Annotated in this window: 23 protein-coding genes and 1 pseudogene; 13 read left to right on the top strand and 11 right to left on the bottom strand. The window is 66.0% G+C overall.

Translation table 11 applies throughout. The features are described 5' to 3' along the window. Nucleotides 1–13 precede the first annotated feature (13 nt). The 7 genes from phoU to OZ10_RS06500 form a co-directional block, all read right to left on the bottom strand. Nucleotides 14–724: a phosphate signaling complex protein PhoU gene (phoU, locus tag OZ10_RS06530; RefSeq protein ID WP_039412869.1), complete on the bottom strand. Its 711-nt coding sequence runs from the start codon at nt 722–724 to the stop codon at nt 14–16. 111 nt (nt 725–835) lie between these two features. Next, nucleotides 836–1,666 (bottom strand): phosphate ABC transporter ATP-binding protein PstB, encoded by an 831-nt coding sequence (gene pstB / locus OZ10_RS06525; protein ID WP_039412872.1) that lies wholly within the window; start codon nt 1,664–1,666, stop codon nt 836–838. 22 nt (nt 1,667–1,688) lie between these two features. Then, the gene (gene pstA, locus OZ10_RS06520) at nt 1,689–2,558 is read right to left on the bottom strand and encodes a phosphate ABC transporter permease PstA (RefSeq protein WP_039412875.1); all 870 of its coding nucleotides are present in this window, start codon (nt 2,556–2,558) and stop codon (nt 1,689–1,691) included. Then, nucleotides 2,558–3,532, bottom strand: coding sequence for a phosphate ABC transporter permease subunit PstC (pstC, locus tag OZ10_RS06515; RefSeq protein WP_039412879.1), 975 nt, complete (start codon nt 3,530–3,532; stop codon nt 2,558–2,560). The genes pstA and pstC overlap by 1 nt, the downstream gene beginning before the upstream one ends. Nucleotides 3,533–3,643: 111 nt before the next feature. Then, nucleotides 3,644–4,735: a phosphate ABC transporter substrate-binding protein PstS gene (gene pstS, locus OZ10_RS06510; RefSeq protein WP_039412882.1), complete on the bottom strand. Its 1,092-nt coding sequence runs from the start codon at nt 4,733–4,735 to the stop codon at nt 3,644–3,646. A gap of 262 nt (nt 4,736–4,997) precedes the next feature. Then, nucleotides 4,998–6,017 (bottom strand): phosphate ABC transporter substrate-binding protein PstS, encoded by a 1,020-nt coding sequence (gene pstS, locus OZ10_RS06505; protein ID WP_039412904.1) that lies wholly within the window; start codon nt 6,015–6,017, stop codon nt 4,998–5,000. Between the two features lie 196 nt (nt 6,018–6,213). Then, entirely contained in the window at nt 6,214–7,464 is a 1,251-nt protein-coding gene (locus OZ10_RS06500) for an OprO/OprP family phosphate-selective porin (RefSeq protein WP_039564242.1), read from the bottom strand. A gap of 336 nt (nt 7,465–7,800) precedes the next feature. Between OZ10_RS06500 and OZ10_RS06495 the strand changes: the two genes are divergently transcribed. The 3 genes from OZ10_RS06495 to OZ10_RS06485 all read left to right on the top strand — a co-directional run bounded on the left by OZ10_RS06495 (nt 7,801) and on the right by OZ10_RS06485 (nt 10,497). Beyond that, nucleotides 7,801–8,121 carry a hypothetical protein gene (locus tag OZ10_RS06495; RefSeq protein ID WP_039412909.1) on the top strand — a complete coding sequence of 107 codons (321 nt, stop codon included), beginning with the start codon at nt 7,801–7,803 and terminating at the stop codon, nt 8,119–8,121. Nucleotides 8,122–8,236: 115 nt separating this feature from the next. Further along, on the top strand, nt 8,237–8,917 hold the full coding sequence (locus OZ10_RS06490; protein WP_039564241.1) for a carbonic anhydrase: 681 nt from the start codon (nt 8,237–8,239) through the stop codon (nt 8,915–8,917). Nucleotides 8,918–8,928: 11 nt separating this feature from the next. Next, nucleotides 8,929–10,497, top strand: a complete 1,569-nt coding sequence (locus OZ10_RS06485; protein WP_039564240.1) for a SulP family inorganic anion transporter — start codon at nt 8,929–8,931, stop codon at nt 10,495–10,497. 208 nt (nt 10,498–10,705) lie between these two features. On the opposite strand, the gene nth is transcribed toward OZ10_RS06485, so the two are convergent. From nth to OZ10_RS06470, 3 genes are read right to left on the bottom strand one after another with little or no spacing between them, the layout of a single operon-like run. Further along, nucleotides 10,706–11,371, bottom strand: coding sequence for an endonuclease III (gene nth, locus OZ10_RS06480; RefSeq protein ID WP_081419345.1), 666 nt, complete (start codon nt 11,369–11,371; stop codon nt 10,706–10,708). A 41-nt stretch (nt 11,372–11,412) separates the two neighbouring features. Continuing rightward, nucleotides 11,413–11,793 (bottom strand): hypothetical protein, encoded by a 381-nt coding sequence (locus tag OZ10_RS06475; RefSeq protein WP_039564262.1) that lies wholly within the window; start codon nt 11,791–11,793, stop codon nt 11,413–11,415. Between the two features lie 8 nt (nt 11,794–11,801). Next, entirely contained in the window at nt 11,802–12,584 is a 783-nt protein-coding gene (locus tag OZ10_RS06470; protein ID WP_039412897.1) for an enoyl-CoA hydratase/isomerase family protein, read from the bottom strand. A 164-nt stretch (nt 12,585–12,748) separates the two neighbouring features. On the opposite strand from OZ10_RS06470, the gene OZ10_RS06465 reads away from it, so the two are divergent. The 4 genes from OZ10_RS06465 to OZ10_RS06450 all read left to right on the top strand — a co-directional run bounded on the left by OZ10_RS06465 (nt 12,749) and on the right by OZ10_RS06450 (nt 16,274). Beyond that, nucleotides 12,749–13,447, top strand: coding sequence for an FKBP-type peptidyl-prolyl cis-trans isomerase N-terminal domain-containing protein (locus OZ10_RS06465; protein ID WP_039412898.1), 699 nt, complete (start codon nt 12,749–12,751; stop codon nt 13,445–13,447). A gap of 118 nt (nt 13,448–13,565) precedes the next feature. Beyond that, nucleotides 13,566–14,363 carry a CoA pyrophosphatase gene (locus OZ10_RS06460; RefSeq protein ID WP_039412914.1) on the top strand — a complete coding sequence of 266 codons (798 nt, stop codon included), beginning with the start codon at nt 13,566–13,568 and terminating at the stop codon, nt 14,361–14,363. Then, nucleotides 14,360–15,232: a sulfurtransferase gene (locus OZ10_RS06455; protein WP_039564235.1), complete on the top strand. Its 873-nt coding sequence runs from the start codon at nt 14,360–14,362 to the stop codon at nt 15,230–15,232. Before OZ10_RS06460 ends, OZ10_RS06455 begins: the two co-directional genes overlap by 4 nt. A gap of 88 nt (nt 15,233–15,320) precedes the next feature. Beyond that, nucleotides 15,321–16,274 (top strand): DUF1684 domain-containing protein, encoded by a 954-nt coding sequence (locus tag OZ10_RS06450; protein ID WP_039412472.1) that lies wholly within the window; start codon nt 15,321–15,323, stop codon nt 16,272–16,274. Between the two features lie 38 nt (nt 16,275–16,312). Here the strand turns inward: OZ10_RS06450 and OZ10_RS06445 are convergent, their stop codons facing one another. Beyond that, nucleotides 16,313–16,888, bottom strand: coding sequence for an N-acetylmuramoyl-L-alanine amidase (locus OZ10_RS06445; protein WP_039412435.1), 576 nt, complete (start codon nt 16,886–16,888; stop codon nt 16,313–16,315). A 23-nt stretch (nt 16,889–16,911) separates the two neighbouring features. Between OZ10_RS06445 and OZ10_RS06440 the strand changes: the two genes are divergently transcribed. From OZ10_RS06440 to rlmKL, 6 genes and pseudogenes are all read left to right on the top strand, one after another. Then, nucleotides 16,912–17,403 (top strand): MOSC domain-containing protein, encoded by a 492-nt coding sequence (locus tag OZ10_RS06440; RefSeq protein ID WP_039412437.1) that lies wholly within the window; start codon nt 16,912–16,914, stop codon nt 17,401–17,403. Then, nucleotides 17,400–17,927, top strand: a complete 528-nt coding sequence (locus OZ10_RS06435; protein WP_039564232.1) for an alpha/beta hydrolase — start codon at nt 17,400–17,402, stop codon at nt 17,925–17,927. Before OZ10_RS06440 ends, OZ10_RS06435 begins: the two co-directional genes overlap by 4 nt. Nucleotides 17,928–17,967: 40 nt before the next feature. Continuing rightward, nucleotides 17,968–18,474 carry a GNAT family N-acetyltransferase gene (locus OZ10_RS06430; RefSeq protein ID WP_039412443.1) on the top strand — a complete coding sequence of 169 codons (507 nt, stop codon included), beginning with the start codon at nt 17,968–17,970 and terminating at the stop codon, nt 18,472–18,474. 186 nt (nt 18,475–18,660) lie between these two features. Continuing rightward, on the top strand, nt 18,661–20,274 hold the full coding sequence (locus OZ10_RS06425) for an ABC-F family ATP-binding cassette domain-containing protein (RefSeq protein ID WP_039564231.1): 1,614 nt from the start codon (nt 18,661–18,663) through the stop codon (nt 20,272–20,274). Next, a pseudogene (locus tag OZ10_RS21045) lies at nt 20,253–20,443 on the top strand (hypothetical protein). Before OZ10_RS06425 ends, OZ10_RS21045 begins: the two are co-directional and overlap by 22 nt. After that, on the top strand, nt 20,440–22,575 hold the full coding sequence (rlmKL, locus tag OZ10_RS06420) for a bifunctional 23S rRNA (guanine(2069)-N(7))-methyltransferase RlmK/23S rRNA (guanine(2445)-N(2))-methyltransferase RlmL (protein ID WP_039564229.1): 2,136 nt from the start codon (nt 20,440–20,442) through the stop codon (nt 22,573–22,575). Before OZ10_RS21045 ends, rlmKL begins: the two are co-directional and overlap by 4 nt. Nucleotides 22,576–22,767: the final 192 nt, after the last annotated feature.

The following is a 22,767-nucleotide window of genomic DNA, read 5'->3' as shown; positions in this document are numbered from 1 at the left end:
GCGCCGCCAGCGCTCAGATGACGCCGGTGCTGCTGGTGTCGTCGCGCTTGAGGCGTGGCGGCAACGGCTGTTCGCCATGCACCAGAAACCAGACGTTTTCGGCGATGTTGGTGGCGTGGTCGCCGATGCGTTCCAGGTTCTTGGCCATGAACAGCAGATGCGTGCACGGGGTGATGTTGCGCGGGTCTTCCATCATGTAGGTCAGCAACTCGCGGAACAGCGCGGTGTACTGCGCATCCAGCCGTGCGTCTTCGTCGCGCACGCGGATCGCGGCATTGGCGTCCTTGTCGCGATACGCCTGCACCGCCGCGCGCACCGCATCGGCCGCCATCTGCCCGAGCGCGCGCAGGCCCACCGTTTGCGGCAGCGGTGGCGCCGAGTTCAGCGCGATCGAGCGCTTGGCCACGTTGGCCGCGTAATCGCCGATGCGTTCGATATCGGCCGGGATGCGCAGGCCGGCCAGGATCTCGCGCAGGTCGCGCGCCATCGGCCCGCGCAATGCCAGCCGCATCACGTCGTGGCTGATTGCATGTTCCAGCGCGTCGATCGCCTCGTCGTTGACCACGATGCGATGTGCGGCGTGGTCGTCGCGCCGTTCCACCACGTCCAGCGCCGCCTCCAGCTGCGCCACCGCCGTGTCGCCCATGCGCACGATCTCGGCGACAAGACGGTGCTGCTCCTCGTCGTAGCTTTTGACGATATGGTCGTTGAGGTGCTGGTTCATCGTGATCTCGATTACATGGCCGTGGTGGATGTCTGCTACCCCGCCGAATGCGCCGGGCACGGCAGGAGACGGAGCTGCTTCAATGCGGGCGTTACGGTGCGTCGCCTTGCATCACCCGAACCGGCCGGTGATGTAGTCCTCGGTCTGTTGCTTGGAGGGCTGCGAAAAAATGGTCTCGGTGCGGTCGTGCTCGATCAGGTCGCCCAGATACATGAAGGCGGTGTAGTCGGATACGCGGGCGGCCTGCTGCATGTTGTGGGTGACGATCACGATGGTGTAGTCGCGCTTGAGCTCTTCCACCAGTTGCTCGATACGGCTGGTGGAGATCGGGTCCAGCGCCGAGGTCGGTTCGTCCAGCAGCAGCACGTCCGGGCGCAATGCCACCGCGCGTGCGATGCACAAACGCTGCTGCTGGCCACCGGACAACCCCAGCGCGCTCTGTCCCAGCTTGTCCTTGACTTCGTCCCACAGTGCGCCCTGGCGCAGCGCCTGTTCGACGCGGTCCTGCATGTCGGCCTTGGACAGTTTTTCGTGGTGGCGGATGCCGTAGGCCACGTTCTCGAAGATGGTCATCGGAAACGGCACGGGCTTCTGGAACACCATGCCTACCTTGCTGCGCAGGCGGTTCATCGGGTACTTCGGCGACAGGATGTTTTCGTTGTCCAGCAGCACCTCGCCGCGCGCTTCCATCTTCGGGTACAGCGCGTAGATGCGGTTGAAGATGCGCAACAGGGTCGATTTGCCGCAGCCGGAAGGTCCGATCAGCGCGGTGACGCGCTTTTCCGGGATTTCGATGTTGATGCCCTTCAACGCGTGATACTTGTCGTAATAGAAATCCAGATTGCGTGCGGCCACCTTCACCGGCGCCTGCGCCGTTGGCGCCCCCTTTGCGGCCGGAACAGCGATGCGATGCATCGGCGTGGCGTTTTGGAGATCGTTCATGTCGGGTGTCCGGAAAGATAGGTCAGTCATTGGAAATCTTGTTGCGCAGTAGCAGGGCACGTGCGCCCAGGCTCACCAACAACACGAACACGGTCAGCACCAGCGCACCGGACCAGGCCAGCGTCTGCCAGGACTCGTACGGGCTGCCGGCAAACTGGTTCATGATCACCGGCACGCTGGCCATCGGCTGGAAGATGTTGCTGTTCCAGTACTGATTGCCGAACGCGGTGAACAGCAGCGGTGCGGTTTCGCCGCTGATGCGCGCCAGCGCCAGCAACACGCCGGTGACGATGCCGGCCGAGGCGCTGCGATACAGCACCTGCACGGTCACCTTCCACTGCGGAATGCCCAGCGACAACGCCGCTTCGCGCATCTGCGCCGGCACCAGTCGCAGCATTTCGTCGGTGGTGCGTACCACCACCGGCAGCACGATGAAGGCCAGCGACAGGGCGCCGGCAAACGCTGAAAACCGCCCGCCGGTCTGCATCACGTACAAGGTGTAGACGAACAGGCCCAGCACGATCGACGGCGCCGAGAGCAGGATGTCGTTGACGAAACGCACCACGATGCCGGCCTTGCGCGCATTGCCGTACTCGGCCAGCCAGGTGCCGGCGGCCACGCCCAGCGGGGTGCCGATCGCCAGCGCCAGCCCGCACATCACCGCACTGCCGAAGAAGGCATTGAGCAAGCCACCTTCCTGCATCGGCGGCGGCGTCATCTTGGTAAACAGGTTGAGGTCGATGCCCGGCACGCCCTTGGACAACAGCGTCCACAGGATCCAGGCCAGAAAGAACAGACCGAACAACGCAGTGACGCACGACAGCAGCAACGCAATCGCGTTGGTCACCCGGCGACGGTTGTAGAGGGATTGCGACACCGAAGACGCAGACATCAGTTGCCCTCCCGACGCGACAGCTGCATCAGCATGAAGCGTGCAATGGCCAGCACGATGAAAGTCACGATGAACAACACGAAGCCCAGCAACAACAGGGCCGAACGATAGGTTTCGGTAGCCTCGCCGAAGTCATTGGCGATCAACGCGGCGATGGTGGTGCCCGGTTCCAGCAGCGAGGGCGACAGGCGCACCGTGTTGCCGACCACGAACGCCACCGCCATGGTTTCGCCCAGCGCACGGCCCAGTCCCAGGAACACGCCGCCGATCACCGCCGAACGGGTATAGGGCAGCACGATGTCCCAGCTCACCTCCCACTTGGTCGAGCCCAGCGCGTATGCCGATTCCTTCAGGCGCGTGGGCACGGTCAGGAACACTTCGCGCATCACCGAAGAGATGAAGGGAATCACCATGATCGCCAGCACGAAACCGGCGGTCAGCAGGCCGATGCCCAGCGGCGGGCCCTGGAACAACGGGCCGATCAACGGCAGCGTGCCGAGGTGATCGTTGAGCCATGGCGTCACGTGCTCGGTCATCACCGGCACCAGTACGAACAGGCCCCACATGCCGTAGATGATCGACGGGATGCCGGCCAGCAGTTCGATCGCGGTGCCGACCGGGCCGCGCAACCAGCGCGGCGCCACTTCGGTCAGGAAGAACGCGATGCCGAAGCTCACGGGTACCGCAATGACCATCGCGATCAACGCCGTGACCAACGTGCCGTAGATCGGCGCCAGCGCGCCGTACTTGTTTTCAACCGGGTTCCAGTCGGCCGAGTAGAAAAAGCTCAGGCCCTGCATCTGCAAGGCATGGCGTCCGCCCCACAACATCGACAGCGCCGCGCTGCCCAGTGCCAGCAGCACAAAGACGACGGTGGCGGCCAGCGCAAGCTTGAACAGGCGATCGGCGCGCGCATCGCGCAGGTCGCGGCCGCGGGGTGCGGTCATCGCTTCGGGAAGTGCGGTGGCATTCATTCGATTGAACTCGTCACCCGCGCAGTGCGGGAGCGTGAGACATCAGGAACGGCGAGGCGCGGTCAGGCACCTCGCCGCCGCGCAGCCCGCCATGCAGGCGGGATGCAGGCATTACTTGAACTCGCTGCCCCAATAGGCCTGGATCTGCTTCACCAGCTCCGGCGGCAGCGGCACGTAATGCAGTTCGCTGGCCTGGGTCTGGCCGTTTTCCAGCGCCCACTTGAAGAAGTCCAGGGTCGCCTTGCTGCGCGCAGCATCCTTGGCCTGCTTGTGCATCAGCATGAAGTTGGTGGCGGTGATCGGCCACGCCTTCTCGCCCGGTGCGTTGGTGATCACCAGGTTGAAATCCTTGGCGTTGGCCCAGTCGGCGCTGGCAGCGGCAGCGGCGAAGCTGTCGGCATTGGGTTCGACCCACTGGCCAGCCGCGTTCTGCAGCGAGGTGTACGGCATCTTGTTCTGCAGCGCATAGGCCAGTTCGACATAGCCGATCGAGCCCTTGATCTGCTGCACGTACGAGGCCACGCCTTCATTGCCCTTGCCGCCCACGCCACCCGGCCACTGCACCGAGGTGCCTTCGCCGACCTTGCTCTTCCACTCCGGGCTGACCTTGGACAGGTAGTTGGAGAAGTTGAAGGTGGTGCCCGAGCCATCCGAACGGTGCACCAGGTTGATCTTGGTGGCGGGCAGGGTGACGCCCGGGTTGGCCGCGACAATGGCCTTGTCGTTCCACATGGTGACCTTGCCCAGGAAGATGTCGCCCAGCAGCGCGCCGGTCAGGCGCAGCTTGCCCGGGGCGATGCCTTCCAGATTGACCACCGGCACCACGCCGCCGATCGCGGACGGGAACTGGCCCAGGCCGGCCTGCTGCAGCTCGGCGCTGTCCAGCGGCTTGTCGGTCGAACCGAAATCCACCGTGCCGGCCTTGATCTGGGCAATGCCGCCGCCGGAGCCGATCGACTGGTAGTTCACCTTGTTGCCGGTGGCGGCGTTGTAGTCGGCCGACCACTTGGACACCAGCGGGTAGATGAAGGAGGCGCCGGCGCCGGAGATTTCGGCAGATGTGCTGTCGCCTGCGGTGGCGCCTGCGCTGGGAGCGCCCTTGGCGGCATCGCCGGACTGCGCGTCCTTGCCCGGGGAGCATGCGGCCAGGGCAAGGGCGATGGTGAGGGACAGGGCGGTCAGGCTGGCCGACTGCAATTTCATGGAAGCTCCGAGGCTGGATTGGCCGGGTGTCCGGCAGACCACGCTATGAAATGATGTTTTTGTTACACGTGCATGACAGTGCCTTCTGGCGAAGGCATCACAAAAAAAGACGCGGACCACGGAGGGCATCGCACCCTCCGGGATCCGCGTCCCGGTCCCGACGCCGGGGAGAGAGACGGCGCCGTTCCTGTGACAGGTTATTGCCTTGTTCGGCGGCCGGGCGAGCGGTGGAACGCCTGCCCGCCCGCTGCCCTGGCTGTGCTTAGCGCGGCAGGGTCTTGGCCCAATAGGCCTCGATCTGGCTCACCAGACTGTCCGGCAGCGGCACGTAGTCCAGCTGCTTGGCCTGTGCATCGCCCTTGCTGTAGACCCAGCGGAAGAACTCCAGCGTGTTCTTCAGGCCGGCCGGATTCTTCGGCTTCTTCTGCACCAGGATGAAGTTGGTCGCCGTGATCGGCCAGGCGTTGTCGCCCGCGGCATTGGTCATCACCAGATAGAAATCTTTGGAGGTGGCCCAGTCGGCGCTGTTGGCGGCAGCGGCGAAGGTTTCATCGGACGGCTGCACGAACTTGCCGGCGGCGTTCTTCATTGCGGTGTAGGCCATCTTGTTCTGCAGTGCATACGACAGCTCGACATAGCCGATGCCGCCCTTGATCTGCTTCACGTACGCGGCCACACCCTCGTTGCCCTTGCCGCCGATGCCGGTCGGCCACTGCACTGCGGTGCCTTCGCCGACCTTGCCCTTCCAGTCGGCATTGACCTTGGACAGGTAATTGGTGAAGTTGAAGCTGGTGCCCGAACCGTCGGAGCGGTGCACTACGGTGATCTTGCCGTCGGGCAGCTTCATACCCGGGTTGAGCGCGGCGATCGCTGGGTCGTTCCAGGTGCTGACCTTGCCCAGGAAGATGTCGCCCAGGGTCTTGCCGTCGAGCTTGAGCGCACCGGCAGCCACGCCCGGCACGTTGACCACCGGCACCACGCCGCCGATCACCGACGGGAACTGCGCCAGCCCGGCAGCGGCCAGTTCTTCCGGCTTGAGCGGGGCGTCGGAAGAGCCGAAGTCCACGCTGGCCGCCTTGATCTGCGCAATGCCGCCGCCCGAACCGATCGATTGATAGTTGACCTGCTTCTTGGTGGCGGCGTTGTAGTCGGCCGACCACTTGGACATCACCGGGTAAATGAACGACGCACCGGCGCCGGTGACATCGGCGGCCTGGGCACACAGTGCCAGCGACGCGGCGAGCACGCCGACGGCCAGGCGGGTCTTGAAGGAGTGGATCACGGAACAGCTCCAGATAGGGTAGGGATCGGAACGTCCCGCGGTCGTGCCATTGCAGTGCAGGGGCATGACCGCGCGATGTCGGGTAAATGACAGGCAGGTGACGCGGGCGTGCGATGGCACGCCGGGTCGGGCGGGCCAACCAGGCGGCACCCTGCGGGCTCTGGCGAGCCGCCTGGCGCCCGGCGCGGTCGCAGGCTTACCAATAGAACTGCGCGCGCGCCTCGATGATCGACGGGTTGTCGTCCACCAGGCCGCGCGTGGCGCTGCTATAACGGGTGCTTTCCACCTTGGCGTAGTCGAGCGCCAGCTTGAAGTTGGAGCGCCAGTACCAGTTGGCACCGATCGTCCACACATCCATCTTGCCGCCCAGCACGCCGTCCACGAACGGGGTGTTGCCGTTGGCAATCAGATGGCCATCGTTGAGGTCGAGGGTGTCGTAGCGCATCGCCAGCTGCCACATGCCCGACGCCGGTTCGTTGGGCAGCGGGGTGGTGGGCACGCCGGCCTTGTAGCCCCACGTCTCGCCGGTGATGTTCCAGACGCCGCTGACGTACCAGCCATCACTCTTGTAGTCCTGCGCGTTGGTGCCGATACGCTTGGCGGTTTCCTGGAAATATTCGCTCTGCAGCTTGAACGGCCCGGTGACCCACATCGCCTCGGCCCCCGCCACGCCCACGCGGTCCACATTGGTGATGGCGCCGCTGTCGATCAGGCGGATCGTGGTCAGGTCGGCATCCGGGCGCGCGCGCAGGCGCAGGGTGTCGTCGTCGGTGTCGTACCCGAGGTAGCTGAGGCCGAAGTGCAGCACATCGCCGGTTTCGTTGATCGGTGCCCAGGTGCCGCGCGCCCCATAGCCGCTGCCGTGGGCCTGGTTGCGGGTCAGTTCACGGCCGAACGCACTGGCCGTCACGCTCCAGTTGTTGTCACCGATGCCGTAGGCCACGCCCAGGCGGCGCGAAATGCCATAGGTATTGGTCACCGACGCCTTGGAGACGAAGTCGTTGTTCTTGGTGCTGGACAGTTCTTCCAGGCTGTTGGGCTGCTTGAACTGGCCCACCTGCAGGTAGTTGTTGGCTTTGCCGCCAAACTTGTACTTGATGTTGTTGTCCAGGAACCGCCCGGTGCTGCGGATGGTGGTGCCGCGGATGGTGACGTCCTTCAGCACGCTCGGGTCGTACCCGGCCACCCATTCGAAATTGCCCGGGCCCTTGCCCTTGAGCACCAGCTCGGCGCGGCGGATGCTGAATTCGGAATTGTCGCCATTGGCACCGATTGGACCGTTGAGGTCCTGCACATCGTCGTGAAACCAGTTGCCGTCGGCCTGGACCAGGCCTTCCAGCGAGATCTCCGAGCCACCGATCACATCGATGGCGATTTCCGCGTGGGCAGCGGGCGCCGTCAGCACCAGCAGCAACGCGGAGCCAAGCAGGGAGGGAGCGAATTTCATATGTGCCTTGCGACCTGAGAAAGTGCGCGCAGGCTATGGCGTGAAAGTTGCGTTAATGTGACAAGACGATAGAAATGTCACAATTGATTTTTGTCAATAAAGACAATAGTTTACGGTCGTTTCAACTGTGTCAGCGTGTGTCAAAAATCTGAACGCAGCTGGCTTATGACAGAGCGTTGATCACGCCAACGCCGCCTGTTTTGAGGGCTACGTCACTGGCGACCTGAACCGCAACCATTGCAGACTGAACATATATGTCAGTTTGTGCGACGCACCACTTGCGCATGCCGCGTCTAAATTGTTAGTTTCGAGGCCATGTTTCCTCGATTCCTCCAACTGTTGCTGGTCTGCTTGCTCGCGCTCAGCGCGTGGTCGGCCGCCAGTGCACACACGCGCATCCAGGATGCGTTGGTGGGCGATGGTTTGGCGGTGATGGTGGATGCTGGCGAACAACGCGATGCAGCAGAAGATCCGCAGGACGATGGCGATACGCAAAGCCAAGTCGATACACAGCCTGCAGACGATATCCCCTTGCTCTCCCAAGCTTGGCCGATGCTGGCGCGGTATTCCCCCTCGTGGCACGCGCATCACGCGCCGGCAAATCAAAAACGCGACCTGATCCCGCAACTGCGTCCTCCAAACGCGCTGCTTGGCTGATCCCCGTTGTCGCTGCACCCGGCGCTTCCTGCGTCGGATTTCCGATTGATTTGTTTGTCTTTGCAATTCGCGGTTTGCGCCGCGGACGGCCATTCGTTGCCCAGAGGAATCTCCCATGGAAAGTTTGCTAGAAGGTTTTCGTCATTTCCGTAAGGAAGTGTATCCGCGTCAGAGTGCGCGCTTTCAGGAACTGGCAGGCGGCCAGAGCCCGCACACACTGTTCATTACCTGTGCCGATTCGCGCGTCATGCCGGAGCTGATCTTCTCCGCGCAGCCCGGCGAACTGTTCGTCTATCGCAATATCGGCAACGTGGTGCCGCCGTACTCGCAACACGTCAGTGGCGTGGTGGCGGCGATCGAGTACGCCATCTCCGTGCTGGGCGTGCGTCACATCGTGATCTGTGGTCATACCGATTGCGGCGCGATGAAGGCGGTGCTCAAGCCGGAATCGCTGGAAGACGTCCCGTCCGTGGCCGCGTGGCTCAAGCACACCGATGCGGCGCGTCACGTCACCGCGCATCACGGGCACGATCCGGCCAGCCAGGACGCACTGAGCTGCATGACCGAAGAGAACGTGGTCTCGCAGCTGGACCACCTGCGTACGCAGCCGGTGGTGGCCGCGCGTCTGGCCGCCGGCACCTTGCGCATCCATGGCTGGATCTACGACATCGCCCACGGCGAGATCCGCGCCTTCGATGCCGAGAAGGGTGGCTTCCGTCCGTTGCTGGCCGAGAGCACCCCCGAAGCCACTCCGCGTCCGCGACTGCAGCAAGTCGTCCGCGCTGAACTCGCCTGACGGAGTCGATCATGAACACATCAGGTATCGGCGGATATTTCCGTCAGGGGCTGTTCGGGCGTGATTTGTTGTCGTCCGTGGTGGTCTTTCTTGTCGCGCTGCCGTTGTGCATGGGTATTGCGATCGCGTCCGGAATGCCGCCGGCCACAGGTCTGATCACCGGCATCATCGGTGGGTTGGTCGTTGGCTTTCTGGCGGGCTCTCCCTTGCAGGTGAGCGGTCCGGCCGCCGGCCTGGCTGTGTTGGTGTTCGAACTGGTGCGAGAGCACGGCGCCGCCGCGCTCGGTCCGGTGATCCTGGTGGCCGGTGCCATCCAGCTGGTCGCCGGTCTGTGCCGTGCGGGCGTGTGGTTCCGGATGACGTCGCCGGCCGTGGTGGCCGGCATGTTGTCGGGCATCGGCATCCTGATCGTGGCTTCGCAGGCACACGTGTTGATGGACGCCGCGCCCAAGGCGCGTGGTCTGGAAAACTTCGCTGCACTGCCGGCCGTGTTGTGGCAGGCCATCAGCGAAGGCACCGGCCGTACCGCGCTGTTGGTGGGTCTGGCCACGATCGGCATCATCCTGGCCTGGGACAAACTGCGTCCGCAGCGTCTGCGCTTCCTGCCGGGTGCGTTGATCGCGGTGGTGGCGGTGACGGCAACGGTGCAGTTGCAGGGCTTGAACGTCAACAAGGTCGACGTGCCGACCAACCTGTTCTCGGCGATCAGCATCCCCAGCCTTTCCGACATCTTTGGCGTGTTCAACCACACGTTGCTGGTGTCGGCGGTGACCTTCGCCTTCATTGCCAGCGCCGAAACGCTGCTGTCGGCGGCGGCGGTGGATCGCATGCATCAGGGTGCGCGCACGCAGTACGACCGTGAGCTGGCGGCGCAAGGTGTGGGCAATATGCTGTGCGGCTTCCTGGGTGCACTGCCGATGACCGGCGTGATCGTGCGCAGTGCGGCCAACGTGCAGGCTGGTGCTGCCACGCGTACGTCGACCATCCTGCATGGCGGTTGGCTGCTGGTGTTCGCGATGCTGTTGCCGTGGCTGCTGCGGATGACGCCGGTGGCGTGTCTGGCCGGCATCCTGGTCTACACGGGCGTGAAGATGATCAAGATCGGGCAGGTCAAGGAGCTCGCGACCTACGGTCGTGGCACCGCGGCGATCTACCTGGCGACCACCTTTGCGATCGTGGCGACCGACCTGCTGACCGGCGTGTTGATCGGCTTCGGCTTGTCGCTGTTCCGTCTTGCGCTGCATTCCTCGCGTCTGAAGGTCGAAGTGCGGGAGCACGCTGACAAGAAGGACGAAATGCACCTGACCCTGCAGGGCTCGGCCACCTTCCTGAAGGTGCCGGCCATGGCGCGGACGCTGGAAAGCGTGCCGCCGAACACCGCGCTGCACCTGGACGTGGCCAAGCTGCATCACGTTGACCATGCCTGCATCGAGTTGCTGCGCGACTGGAGCCGGAATGCGGCCTCGCGTGGCTGCGAGCTGGTGGTGGACTGGAAGGAGCTGGACCGGCGCGTCGAAGGTCAGCCGACCGTAGACAGTGTGCTGGTCGACAAGCGCGTCGAGCAAGCCAAGGCTGCATAACCTGCTGTACCTGCCCGGCGTACGCGCCGGGTAACCCTCTATCGTGACCGGATGATGCATGGCGCCGAAAGACGCATCATCCGGTCGCGATTTTTTTTGGGGCCGGGATTGGGGAATCGGGATTTGGGATTCGCAAACGCAGCGGGTCGCGCTGGCGAGGTGGTTGCTTGGTGTCAGGCGGTGGGTTGCTTGTTGCGGTGGTGCCTGGTCAGCCTTTTGGCGTTGTCGATCGTTCGGCCGGTGCGGGGGTCTTGTCGCGGTAGCGGCAGAGGTCATGGATCACGCAGCCGGGGCAGTCGGGTTTGCGTGCCTTGCAGACGTAGCGGCCGTGCAGGATCAGCCAGTGGTGTGCGTCATGCAGGAACTGCGCAGGAATGACCTTGACCAGTGCGTCTTCCACGGCGCGCACGTCCTTGCCGGGTGCAAGGCCGGTGCGGTTGGCGACGCGGAAGATATGCGTATCCACCGCCATGGTCGGTTCGCCGAAGGCGGTGTTGAGCACCACGTTGGCGGTCTTGCGGCCCACTCCGGGTAATGCCTCCAAGGCAGCGCGATCGTGCGGCACTTCGCCGCCGTACTGCTCCAGCAGGATGCGGCAGGTGGCGATGACGTTCTTGGCCTTGGCGTTGAACAAGCCGATGGTCGCGATGTAGCGCTTCAGGCCTTCTTCGCCCAGATCCAGGATGTCGCGCGGGGTATTGGCCACCGGATACAGCTTGCGGGTGGCCTTGTTGACGCCAACGTCGGTGGCCTGCGCCGAGAGCAGCACCGCAATCAACAATTCGAAGGGTGTGGTGTATTCCAGCTCGGTGGTTGGATGCGGGTTGAGTTCGCGCAGCCGCGCGAACATTTCCTGGATCTCGGGCTTGCGCATGCTGCTGCCGCGGCGCGGAGTGGCAGTGGGGCGGACCGCGCTCACGGCTGCGCGCCTCCGGCGGCCTTGGCCTTGGCGCGTGCAAGGATGGCGGCGGCCAGTGGCGGCAATGCGGGCGCGGCTGTCTGGCTCGGCGCCGGGGCAGGCGCGCGTCGCGCGTCGCGCTCGGCTGCGCGACGTTGCAGGCGGGCGTCACGTGCGCGGTAGCGTTCGCGCGCAGCCCAGGCAGTGCGCAGGCGATGCTGCGCGGCGAGCAGGGCGGAAACCACCACTACCGGCGTGGCGTTCGGGTCGTCTTGCGCCTGCATCGGTTGGTAGTCCATCAGGCCGAGCGCAATCGCGCGATCGAGATCGTCTGCCTGTACGCACGCAAACAATTGCAATGGCAGCGCGGGCGATGCAGGGGGGAAGTCGGGCAGCATGGCCAAGCTCAGCGATTGAGGAAATGGGCAGCGCGCTTGTCGAGAAAGGCGCGGGTCCCTTCGCGCATGTCCTCGCTGGCAAACAACAGCGCAAATTGCGCGGTTTCCAGTTGCAGGCCTTCTTCCATCCCGCATTCTCCGCCGAACACAACCGCGTCCAGGATGCCGCGCAATGCCAGCGGTGCGGCGGTGGCCAGCCGCTGCGCCAGTGCCAGGGTTTCGTCCTGCAAGGCGTCCGGCTCGACCACCCGGTTGACCAGCCCGAGTTGCAGCGCACGCGCCGCATCGATCGGCTGGCCGAGCAGGCACAGCTCCAGCGCTGCAGCGCGTCCGGTCAGGCGCAGCAGGCGCTGAGTGCCGCCGAAGCCGGGGATCAGGCCGAGATTGATTTCCGGTTGCCCGAGCCGTGCGGTCGCTGCGGCAATGCGCAGGTGGCAGGCCATGGCCAGCTCCAGGCCGCCGCCGAGCGCAAACCCGTTGACCATGGCGATCACCGGCTTGGGCATGCGTTCGATGCGGCGCATCAACTGCTGCCCGACCAGCGAAAACGCACGGCCTTCCATGGCCGACAGCTCACTCATCTCGGCGATGTCCGCGCCGGCCACGAACGACTTGGGACCGGCACCGGTGAGGATCACCACGCGCACATCGTCGGCGCTCGCGGCGTCGGCGAAGGCCTGATCCAGTGCCAGCATGGTGTCGCGGTTCAGGGCGTTCAGCTTGTCCGGGCGATTGACTGTAATGGTCCGGACATTGGCGTGATCGGCGATCAAAATGACGTGGCTGGACATCGAAAACCCTTGAGAACGTAAAAAAATAGTAAATGCGGAACTTCCGAAAGCCTTGCTGGTCCTAGCTTTCGTGATAAGTAGCGGTTCGGTATCGCGGCCGCTATCCTAGCGCGTCATCTCAGGCGGCAGACCCGTCCTGTGCCACCACCCTGGAGAATTGTTTGATGAAGTTGCGTTCTATCGCGGTCGCTGTGGCGGCCCTGGCCCTGACGGGCAATGCACTGGCCCAGGACACGACGTCCGAAAAGGGCAAGTTGAGCTATTACTTCGGTTACGACTACGGCAATAACCTTGCCGAGCTCACCGGTCGCGGCGAGCAGCTCGACATCAACTCGGTGGTAAAGGGTCTGCAGGACGCCTATGCCAAGAAGCAGCCGGCGATCACCGCCGACCAGCTGAAGCCGGCTGTCGAAGCGTTCCAGAAGCGTGAGCAGGGCCGTGCACAGCAGGCCAAGGCCGAGTACGACAAGGCCGCTGCCGCCAACAAGACCAAGAGCGATGCGTTCCTGGCCAAGAACAAGAGCGCCGCTGGCGTACAGACGCTGCCGAGCGGCGTGCAGTACCGCGTGATCGAAGCAGGCAAGGGTGCCAAGCCGACCCAGGCCAGCACTGTGCAGCTGGAAGTGGCCGGTCCGTATCCTTTCGGCGACCGCGAGAAGGCGCGCCCGGCGCAGCAGATCCCGGCCATCAAGGTCAGCGAAGTCGAAATGAAGGCCATGCGCGAAACGCTGCTGCAGATGCCGTCCGGCTCGAAGTGGGAAGTGACGTTGCCTCCGGAGCAGGCCTATGGCGCCGATCCGCGCACGCCGTTCCCGCCGAACGTGGCCGTGCAGTTCGAGATCAAGCTGGTCAGCGTCAAGTAACTGCGGTTGCTGTTGCACTGACAACGCCGGCCATCAGGCCGGCGTTGTCGTTTTTGGCCCGGCCAAGGTGCCTGAAGAGATCGATGAACGTCCCACACCGCGTCTGCAGCAGCAAGCGATGAGCGCCACCGACGCGGCCGCCGGGTCTCTGCCCAGTCCATGTATCGGTGTATGTTCGTTGGACGCGCAATCGCACTGTGTCGGCTGCCTGCGCAGCCTGGATGAAATCGCACGCTGGATGAGCATGAGTGACGTCGAACGCCAGGAGTTGTTGCACACAGTCTTGCCGGCACGGGGCCTGGTTGCCGCATTGCCCGAGTACGCGCAGCTGCGCCGCGCGCTGTACCCGCTGGATACCGCGCCTGCCGGGCCGGGCTGGAACCATGCCGAACTGATCGATCTGAGCGAGGGAGGCGCGTCTGCCGAAGCGGCGGTGCTGTGCGGCCTGGTGCCACGCGCGCAGGGCACGACGGTGCTGCTGACCCGGCGCACCGACAGCCTGCGCCACCATGCCGGGCAGGTCAGCTTCCCGGGGGGGCGGATGGAGCCGTCCGACGTCGACGCCGCCGCGGCCGCATTACGCGAAAGTTGCGAGGAAATCGCCCTCGGTACGCAGCAGGTGCACGCGCTGGGCTATCTGGACCCATTCCTGACCGTAAGCGGATTCCGGGTGACGCCGGTGGTGGCAGTGGTCGATCCGGCCTTCGTCGCGGTGCCGCAGCCGGATGAGGTGGCCGAGGTCTTCGAAGTGCCGCTGGCCTACCTGATGGACCCGGACAATCTGCGCAGCGTGGAACTGGAATTTCGCGGGCGCCCACGCCGCGTGCTCGAATACGACTGGCCCGGGCAGCGCATCTGGGGCGCGACCGCGGCCATTCTTCTCAATCTTCGTCGTCGCCTGGAGCAGGTTGCATGAGTGTCGATCCGAACTGGACCACTTTGGTGGACGTCAGCACGCTGGCGGGCACGTTGGCGCACCCGCAGGTGCGCGTGCTGGATGCGCGCGCCGCGCCACCGACTGCCCCGGACCCGCAGGCCGCACGCAAGGCGTATGCGCAAGGGCATTTGGCCGGCGCATTTCATGCCGATCTGGACCACGACCTGGCCGACCTGTCGCGTCCCGGTCAGGGGCGGCATCCGTTGCCGCATGCCGCCGATTTCGCCCGCCGTCTGGGCGGGTGGGGGATCGATCCGGCGAGTCAGGTGGTGGTTTACGACGCGGGCGACGGCAGCATGGCGGCCGCGCGCGCGTGGTGGATGCTGCGCCTGATGGGGCATCGGCGCGTGGCGGTGCTCGATGGCGGGCTGGCTGCGTGGCGCGCTGCCGGTTTGCCGGAAACCGGCGAGCAGCCGGAGCTGCACGAGAGGCCTGCGTACCCGGGTAGCTTCGACAGCGCTGCCGTGGTCGACGCCGAGCACATCCTGGCGCGGCTGGGGCAGGCGCCGGGATGGCTGCTGGACGCACGCGCGGGCGAGCGCTTTCGCGGCGAGCTGGAGCCGATCGATCCGGTGGCCGGCCACGTGCCGGGCGCGATGAGTCGTCCGTTGGGGCTGAGCCTGCGCGATGGCCGCTTCAAGCCGGCCGAGGAACTGCATGCGGAACTGTCTGCGCTGCTGGGCGCGTACCGGCCCGAGCAGGCGGTAGTGATGTGCGGCTCCGGCGTGACGGCCTGCCACCTGCTGCTGGCGCTTGAAGTGGCCGGGCTGCCCGGTGCGCGGGTGTACGCCGGTTCCTGGAGCGGTTGGCTGCAGGATCGCTCGCGTCCGGTCGCGACCGCTGCCTGATGCATGCACAATGACTGTAGGAATGGTGGTCTGTGGGGACGCAGGCTCGCTGCGCGGAGCGCAGTTTCTTGCAGAGTTGGGTGGCGACATGCGGGTGCAATTGCAGGCCGGCGCCTTGTGCGTCGCAGTGATGTCGATGACGGCGTGCTCGGCGGGTTCGACTGCCGACACCAACGGTGTGCGGGGCGCCAGCCGTGACGAGGACGACGGGCAGCAGGTCTATCAGGTCGCTCTGGAGCAGGCACGTGCGCAGCGGCTGGCACGGTTACGGGCGCCGGATGGTTGGCTGAGCTACACAGGCTCCGGCCGCGTCCGCGCGGGCCGGTACCAGGTGGGCAGCGATCCGCGCAGCGACCTGGTGTTGCCGGCCGGTCCTGCGCACCTGGGCCAGCTGAGCCTGGACGCCTCCGGCCACGTGCGCTTCAAGGCAGCCGCCGGCGCAGGCGTGAAACTGCACGGTCGGCCGGTCGATGAAGTCAGCCTGGAGCCGGAGCGCGTCGATCAGCCCGGCGACCGCCTGGACGTGGACAACCGGCAGTTCTACCTGGTGCAGACCGGCGCGTTGTTCGGCTGGCGGTTTCGCGACCCGGCGGCGCCCGTATTGGCCCGGTTCCAGGGCTTCGACTATTTTCCGATCGATCCGCACTGGCGTGTTCAGGCGCGCTGGCAGCCGTATGCCACGCCGCGGACCGTGACCTTGCTGACCTCGATCGGAACGCCACTGACGGTGGACGTGCCGGGCGAGGCGGTGTTCGAGCGCAATGGGCAGACCTATCGCCTGCAGCCGATCGCGCAGGAGGACGGCAGTGGGCTGTTTTTCCTGTTTGCCGATCGCACCAGCGGCAAGGAGAGCTACGGCGGCGCGCGCTATCTGTTCACCGCGCTGCCGCGCGATGGCCATGTGTTGCTGGATTTCAATCTCGCGGAAAACCCGCCCTGCGCGGTGACGCCGCATGTGGTCTGCCCGATCGCGCCGCCGGAAAACCGGCTCGCCGTGGCCGTCGATGCGGGCGAAAAAACCTATCGTGCTCCGGAGCCGTGAGGCGCCGCTGAGGCGTTGCTCCAGCGCAGGGCGTGCGGTCAACGCAGGCTGTGCGACCAGCCAACGGCTGCATGGATGCGTGACCACGGAAACAACGGGCCGGGGTCGAGCTTGCGCTGGATCTTGCGGGACGGGTCGTCACTGGCCGCTTCCTGCGTGGTATCGAGCTCCTGATGTCCGGCGATCCGGCGCACCGATGGTAGCTGCTGCTGCAGCCACTGCAGCAAGGTGATGAGTGCGCCGATCTGTGGCTCCGGGTACGCCTCGCTCATCAGTTGATGGCGCGAGTCGAGCCAGTGCGGATAGCGGCCGCGGTTGACCAGTTCGATGCCAAGTGTGTGCGGGTTGTGGCCGCGCACATGATGGGCGACGCGCTCCAGCGCGACGTACTGCTGGATGCTGCCGTTGCGGTCGATGTAGTAATGCCCGCTGTTGCCGGTGCCGCTGTCGTAGAGCACGCGCTCGCCGTAGTCGCGCGCCATCGCCATGTCCGGCAGTTCGGTGCAGTGGATGACCACCATGTCGATGTGCCCGAGCGGGCGCCGCGCCAGTCGCGATTCGTAGGGCAACGGCGCGTAGGTGATCGGCGGCGACGGCAGGACGGCATCGGACATGTGGCGAATGCTAGCATTCGACGATGGCCTTGAATCCCGACAGCCCCCTGGGCAAATTGATGGCGACGCTGCCGCAGACCGGTCAGGTGACCTGGATCGGCGTGCGTCCTGCGCGTGATGTGGACATGCTGGAGGTGGACGCCGCGCAGGCCACTACCGGTATTGGCTTGGTGGGCGACCGCTACAAGGGCGGCAGCGGCAAGCGGGGCGTGACCCTGATCCAGGCCGAGCACCTGCCGGTGATTGCGGCGCTGGCAGGCCACGCGCAGATCGCACCGGCCACGCTGCGACGCAATCTGGTGGTGTCCGGCATCCCGCTGATCGCGTTGAAAGGGCGGCGCTTTTGCATCGGCGAGGTCGAGCTGGAGGGCACCGATCCCTGCGACCCGTGCTCGCGCATGGAAGACGCACTGGGTGCTGGCGGCTACAACGCGATGCGCGGACATGGCGGCTTGTGCGCCCGCATCCTGCGCGGCGGCGTGCTGCGCATCGGCGATACGGTGCAGGCGCTATGAGCCGCGGGCACTGCATCCTCGCGCATGGGTTCGAGAGCGGTCCCGATGCCTTGAAGGTCACCGCGTTGGCCAAGGTGGCCGAACGTCTCGGATGGACCCACGAGCGGCCGGACTTCACCGATCTGGATGCGCGCCGCGATCTGGGCCAGCTGGGCGATGTGCGCGGGCGTCTGCAACGGTTGCTGGACATCGCGCGTGCTGCGGCCGACAAGGGCCCGGTGGTGCTGGCGGGGTCCAGCCTGGGGTCGTATATCGCCGCGCAGGTCTCGCTGCAGGTGCCCACGCGTGCGCTGTTCCTGATGGTGCCGCCGACCAGAATGGGGCCGTTGCCGGCGCTGGATGCGGCGGCGGTTCCGATTTCGATCGTGCATGCCTGGCACGATGAACTGATTCCCGCCGCCGAGGTGATCGCCTGGGCACAGGCACGCGCCGCGCGGCTGTTGCTGGTCGACGACGGACATCGCCTGGCATCGCATGTCGACGCGTCGGCACGCGCGTTTGCCGAACTGCTGCAGAGCCTGTGATGCGCCATCTCGGGCACCTGCGTCGCCGGCGAGCCGGGCAATGAGCATTCTGATCCGTGAAGCGTCCGAGGGCGATGCGGCGGCCATCGAGATCCTGACGATGGTGGCATTCATGCGCGACGAGCACAGCCGCCACGACGAACAGCATGTGATCGCTGCACTGCGCGAGGACGGCGCGCTGGCGTTGTCGCTGGTGGCCGACCATGACGGCTATGTAGTGGGGCACCTGGCGGTGTCGCCGGTGTCGCTGTCGGACGATTCGCCCGGCTGGTTCGCGCTGGGGCCGCTGGCCGTGGGTCCCGGGCATCAGCGGCAGGGCGTGGGCACGCGGCTGGTGCAGGCGGCGCTCGCCAGCCTGCGCGAGCTTGGTGCGGCCGGTTGCCTGGCGCTGGGCGAGCCGGCGTTCTTCAAGCGGTTGGGCTTTGCGGTCGAACCCGGGCTGGTGTTGCCCGGTGTGTCCGCATCGGAACTGCAGGCGCTGGCCTTCGGCGACCGTCTGCTGCCGCTGGCCGATGTCGCCTACCACCCGGCCTTCGGGCTGGGCTGAGCGCCGGCTGCATGGGCACGGGTCTGCCGCCCGTGTATCGCCGCTGGAGCTGCAGGTTAGACTGGTTGCACGTAACCCGTTGAGGACCAGTCCAATGCGCCATTGATGCCGCCGTCGTGATGACGGCCTTACCTGCTGCTGGTCCGCTTGGATCGGCGCATGTGCTGGCATGCAATGGAGACCTGTATGACCTGTCCGTCGCTGACGCTGGAAGGCGTTGCGTATGTGCTGCCCGATGCCAGCCCGCTGTTTTCCGATCTGAATATCCACATCGACCAACGCGCCACCGGCCTGGTCGGGCGCAATGGCGTGGGCAAGAGCGTGCTGGCGCGGCTGCTGGCCGGTGAGCTGATGCCCAGCGCCGGGCGTTGCGTGCGCAGCGGTCGCGTGCATTACCTGCCGCAGCGGGTGAGCGTTGCGCCGGGCCAGACCATTGCCGACCTGGCCGGCGCTGCGCCGCTGCTGGATGCGCTGGACCGCATCGCCGCTGGCAGCATTGCGCCGGCTGATTTCGAACGCGTCGGCGAGCGCTGGACCGCCCATGCGCAATTTGCCGAAGAGCTCGAGCGGCAGGGCCTGGGTGGGCGCGATCCGCGTGCGCCGGCCGCGCACCTGAGCGGCGGCGAAGCGATGCGCGTGGCGCTCGCCGGTGCGTTTGTGACCAGGCCGGATTTTATGATCCTGGACGAGCCCAGCAATCACCTGGATGGCCCGCAACGCCAGCGGCTGATGGATCAGTTGCTGGCGTGGCGCGGGGGCTTGCTGGTGATCAGCCACGACCGCGGCCTGCTCGATGCAATGCAGCGCATTGTTGAATTGTCCGCGCAGGGACTGCGCAGCTACGGTGGCAATTACGCGTTCTATGCGCAGCAGCGCGCCATCGAACAACAGGCGGCCGCCGATCTGCTGGCCCAACGCAAACATGCGCGCGTACGCGGCGAGCAGGCACTGCGCGAGCAGTTGCAGCGTCAACAGCAACGCCAGGCACGCGGTGCGCGCGCTGCGGGGCAGGCCAATCAAGCGCCGATCCTGCTGGGCAGGCAGAAGCAACGCAGCGAAGTCAGCGCGGGGCGGCTGCAGCAGCAACGTCGGGCCGAACAGCTGCGGCTGAGCGAAGCGGTGGTGCAGGCCGCAGCGCAGGTGGAGGCAGATCGCGCGATCGCCGTGCTGGCGCCGGGCGCACCCGCCGGCGCATCGCGGCGTCTGGCCACGCTGCGGCAGGTGGAACTGGCTGGCGGGCGGCTGGGCGGGCGGCGGGTGAACCTGCTGCTGCAGGGGCAGCCGCGGATCGGTCTGGTCGGCCCCAATGGCAGCGGCAAGTCCGCGTTGCTGCAACTGCTGGCAGGGCGCCTGCAACCAAGTGCGGGGCACTGCCAGGTGCATGTGCCGGTGGCCTATCTGGATCAGGACCTGGCGCTGCTGGACCCGGCGCGCTCGGCCGCAGCGCAACTGTGCGATGCAGACCCGGGCGCGCCGGCCCACGCACAGCGGCTGCGCCTGGCGCTGCTGGGGCTGGACCAGGCGCGTGCCGACCTGCCCAGCGGCCAGCTCAGCGGCGGCCAGCGGCTCAAGGCGGCGCTGGCCGGTGCGCTGTACCGGGCGCAGCCGGCGCAACTGCTGTTGCTGGACGAGCCGACCAACCACCTGGATCTGGCCTCGGTGGAAGCGATCGAAGCGCTGCTGTGCGGCCACCAGGGTGCGCTGATCGTCGCCTCGCACGACGCCGCCTTCCTGCAGCGGCTGGGCCTGCAGCAGCGGCTGGACACCGCGCAGCCGCAGTGGCGGCTGGCGCCGTGGTGAACCGTGCGGCGGACACTCCGGCCGCCGGGCTGGTAATGCCGGCCGCGATGGCCGACCATTTGCGGCCGTCCACGGCGGCCACGGCATTGCCCACCAGGGCGCCGGCCCGCTGCCCTGCTCCCACGCTCGCCGCCGCGGCCAGCGTCTTTATCGATACCTGCCTACGTGAAATTCTTCGCATCCTGTGCCAAGGGCCTGGAATACCTGCTTGCCGACGAGCTGCTTGCGCTCGGTGCCAGCAAGGCCACCGCCACCATCTCCGGCGTCAACGTCGAGGGCGAACTACGCGATGCGCAGCGCGCCGTGCTGTGGTCGCGCCTGGCCAGCCGCGTGCTGTGGCCGCTGAGCGAATTCGATTGCCCGGACGAAGACGCGCTGTACGCCGGCGTGGCCGAGCTGCCATGGGACGAGCACCTGTCGGTGGGGCACACGCTGTCGGTGGACGCGCATGTGTCCGGTACCGCCATCACCCATGCCCGCTACGCGGCGCAGCGCATCAAGGACGCGGTGGTGGACACCATGCGCCGGCAGGGCCTGGAGCGTCCGTCGGTGGATGTGGAAAGCCCGGACCTGCGCCTGAACCTGTCGCTGCGCAAGGGCCGCGCCACCATTTCGGTGGACCTGGGCGGCGGCCCGCTGCATCGACGCGGCTGGCGCATGGCGCAGAACGAGGCGCCGTTGAAGGAAAACCTGGCTGCGGCGGTGCTGATGCGCGCCGGCTGGACGCGCGCCTATGCCGATGGCGGCGGCCTGCTGGACCCGATGTGCGGCAGCGGCACGCTGCTGATCGAAGGCGCGCTGATGGCTGCCGACGTCGCGCCGGGTCTGCAGCGCTATGGCAGCGATGTGCCTAGCCGTTGGCGCGGTTTCGATCGCGAGACCTGGCAACAGCTGGTCAGCGAAGCGCGCGAACGCGACAGCGTCGGCCGCGCTGCGCTCAGGCAGGTGATCCACGGCAGCGACATGGACCCGCACGCAATCCGCGCCGCGAAAGAGAATGCGCAAGTGGCCGGTGTGGCCGAGGCGATCTGGTTCGGCGTGCGCGAAGTGGGCGAGCTGCAGACGCCGCCGCAGGCCACTGGCGTGGTGGTGTGCAATCCGCCCTATGACGAGCGCCTGGCCGCTGATGCGGCGCTGTATCGCCGCCTGGGCGATACCTTGCAGCGCGTCGTACCGCAGTGGCGGGCCAGCCTGCTGTGCGGCAATGCCGAGCTGGCGTATGCCACCGGCCTGCGCGCAGCCAAGAAGTACCAGCTGTTCAATGGCGCGATCGAGTGCGCGCTGATCGTCTGCGACCCGATCGCAGTGCCGCGGCGTACCCCGCTGGCGGCGCCGACCGCGCTCAGCGAAGGCGCACAGATGGTGGCCAACCGCTTGCGCAAGAACCTGCAGAAATTCAAGAAATGGCGCGCGCGCGAAGGCATCGAATGCTTCCGCGCCTACGACGCCGACCTGCCGGAATATTCCGCTGCCATCGACGTGTACCAGCAAGCCGATGGCGACCGGCGCATCTTCCTGCATGTGCAGGAATACGCAGCGCCCGCAACGATCCCGGAAGCCGATGTGCGCCGTCGTCTCAATGAATTGCTGGCTGCCGCGCGCGAGGTCTTCGAGGTGCCGGCCGAGCGCGTTGCGCTGAAGTCGCGCGAGCGCGGCAAGGGCGGCAGCAAGTACGGCCGTTTCGAACAGCGCAACGAAATTGTCCACGTGCGCGAACACGGCGCGTTGCTGCGGGTGAACCTGTTCGATTATCTGGATACCGGGCTGTTTCTGGACCATCGCCCGCTGCGCGGCACCATGGCGCAGCAGTCCAAGGGGCGCCGCTTTCTAAATTTGTTCTGCTACACCGGCGTGGCCAGCGTGGAAGCGGCGGTGGCTGGCGCGGCCTCCACCACCAGCGTGGATCTGTCCGCCACCTATCTGCAGTGGTGCGCGGATAATCTTGCGTTGAACGGCCAGGCTGGCAGCAAGCACAAGCTGGTGCAGGCCGATGCGTTGGCGTGGCTGGAAGCCGAGCGCGCGCATTTCGATGTGATCTTTTGCGACCCGCCGACCTTTTCCAACTCCGCACGCGCCGAGGACTTCGACATCCAGTGCGAGCATGTGCGCCTGCTGCGCGCGGCGGTGGCGCGTCTGGCGCCGGGCGGCGTGCTGTATTTCTCCAACAACTTCCGCCGCTTCAAGCTGGACGAAGACGCGGTGGCAGAGTTTGCGCAGTGCGAGGAGATCAGCCCGCGCACCATCGACCCGGACTTCGAGCGGCATGCACGCATCCATCGCGCATGGCGGTTGACGGCCTGAGGCGTACCGCGATGGGTGGTGGGTGGTGGGCGCGGTGCCCGCGGCAAGAGGCGCAGCGGCGGCGACGCACGCGAGGGCAGGGGGGCGTGGCAACAAGCCCAGCACAGGGCTGCGGTATGCTGATTCGCATGCTTTGGAGTCGACAATGACCGCACCACCCCGCATCGCCTTTCTGGCCAGCCCCACCGAGCC

This window comes from Xanthomonas cannabis pv. cannabis (assembly GCF_000802365.1).
GTDB lineage: Bacteria > Pseudomonadota > Gammaproteobacteria > Xanthomonadales > Xanthomonadaceae > Xanthomonas > Xanthomonas cannabis.
Note: the sequence above shows the minus strand (reverse complement) of the source record. Positions and strands in the feature narration are given on the sequence as shown.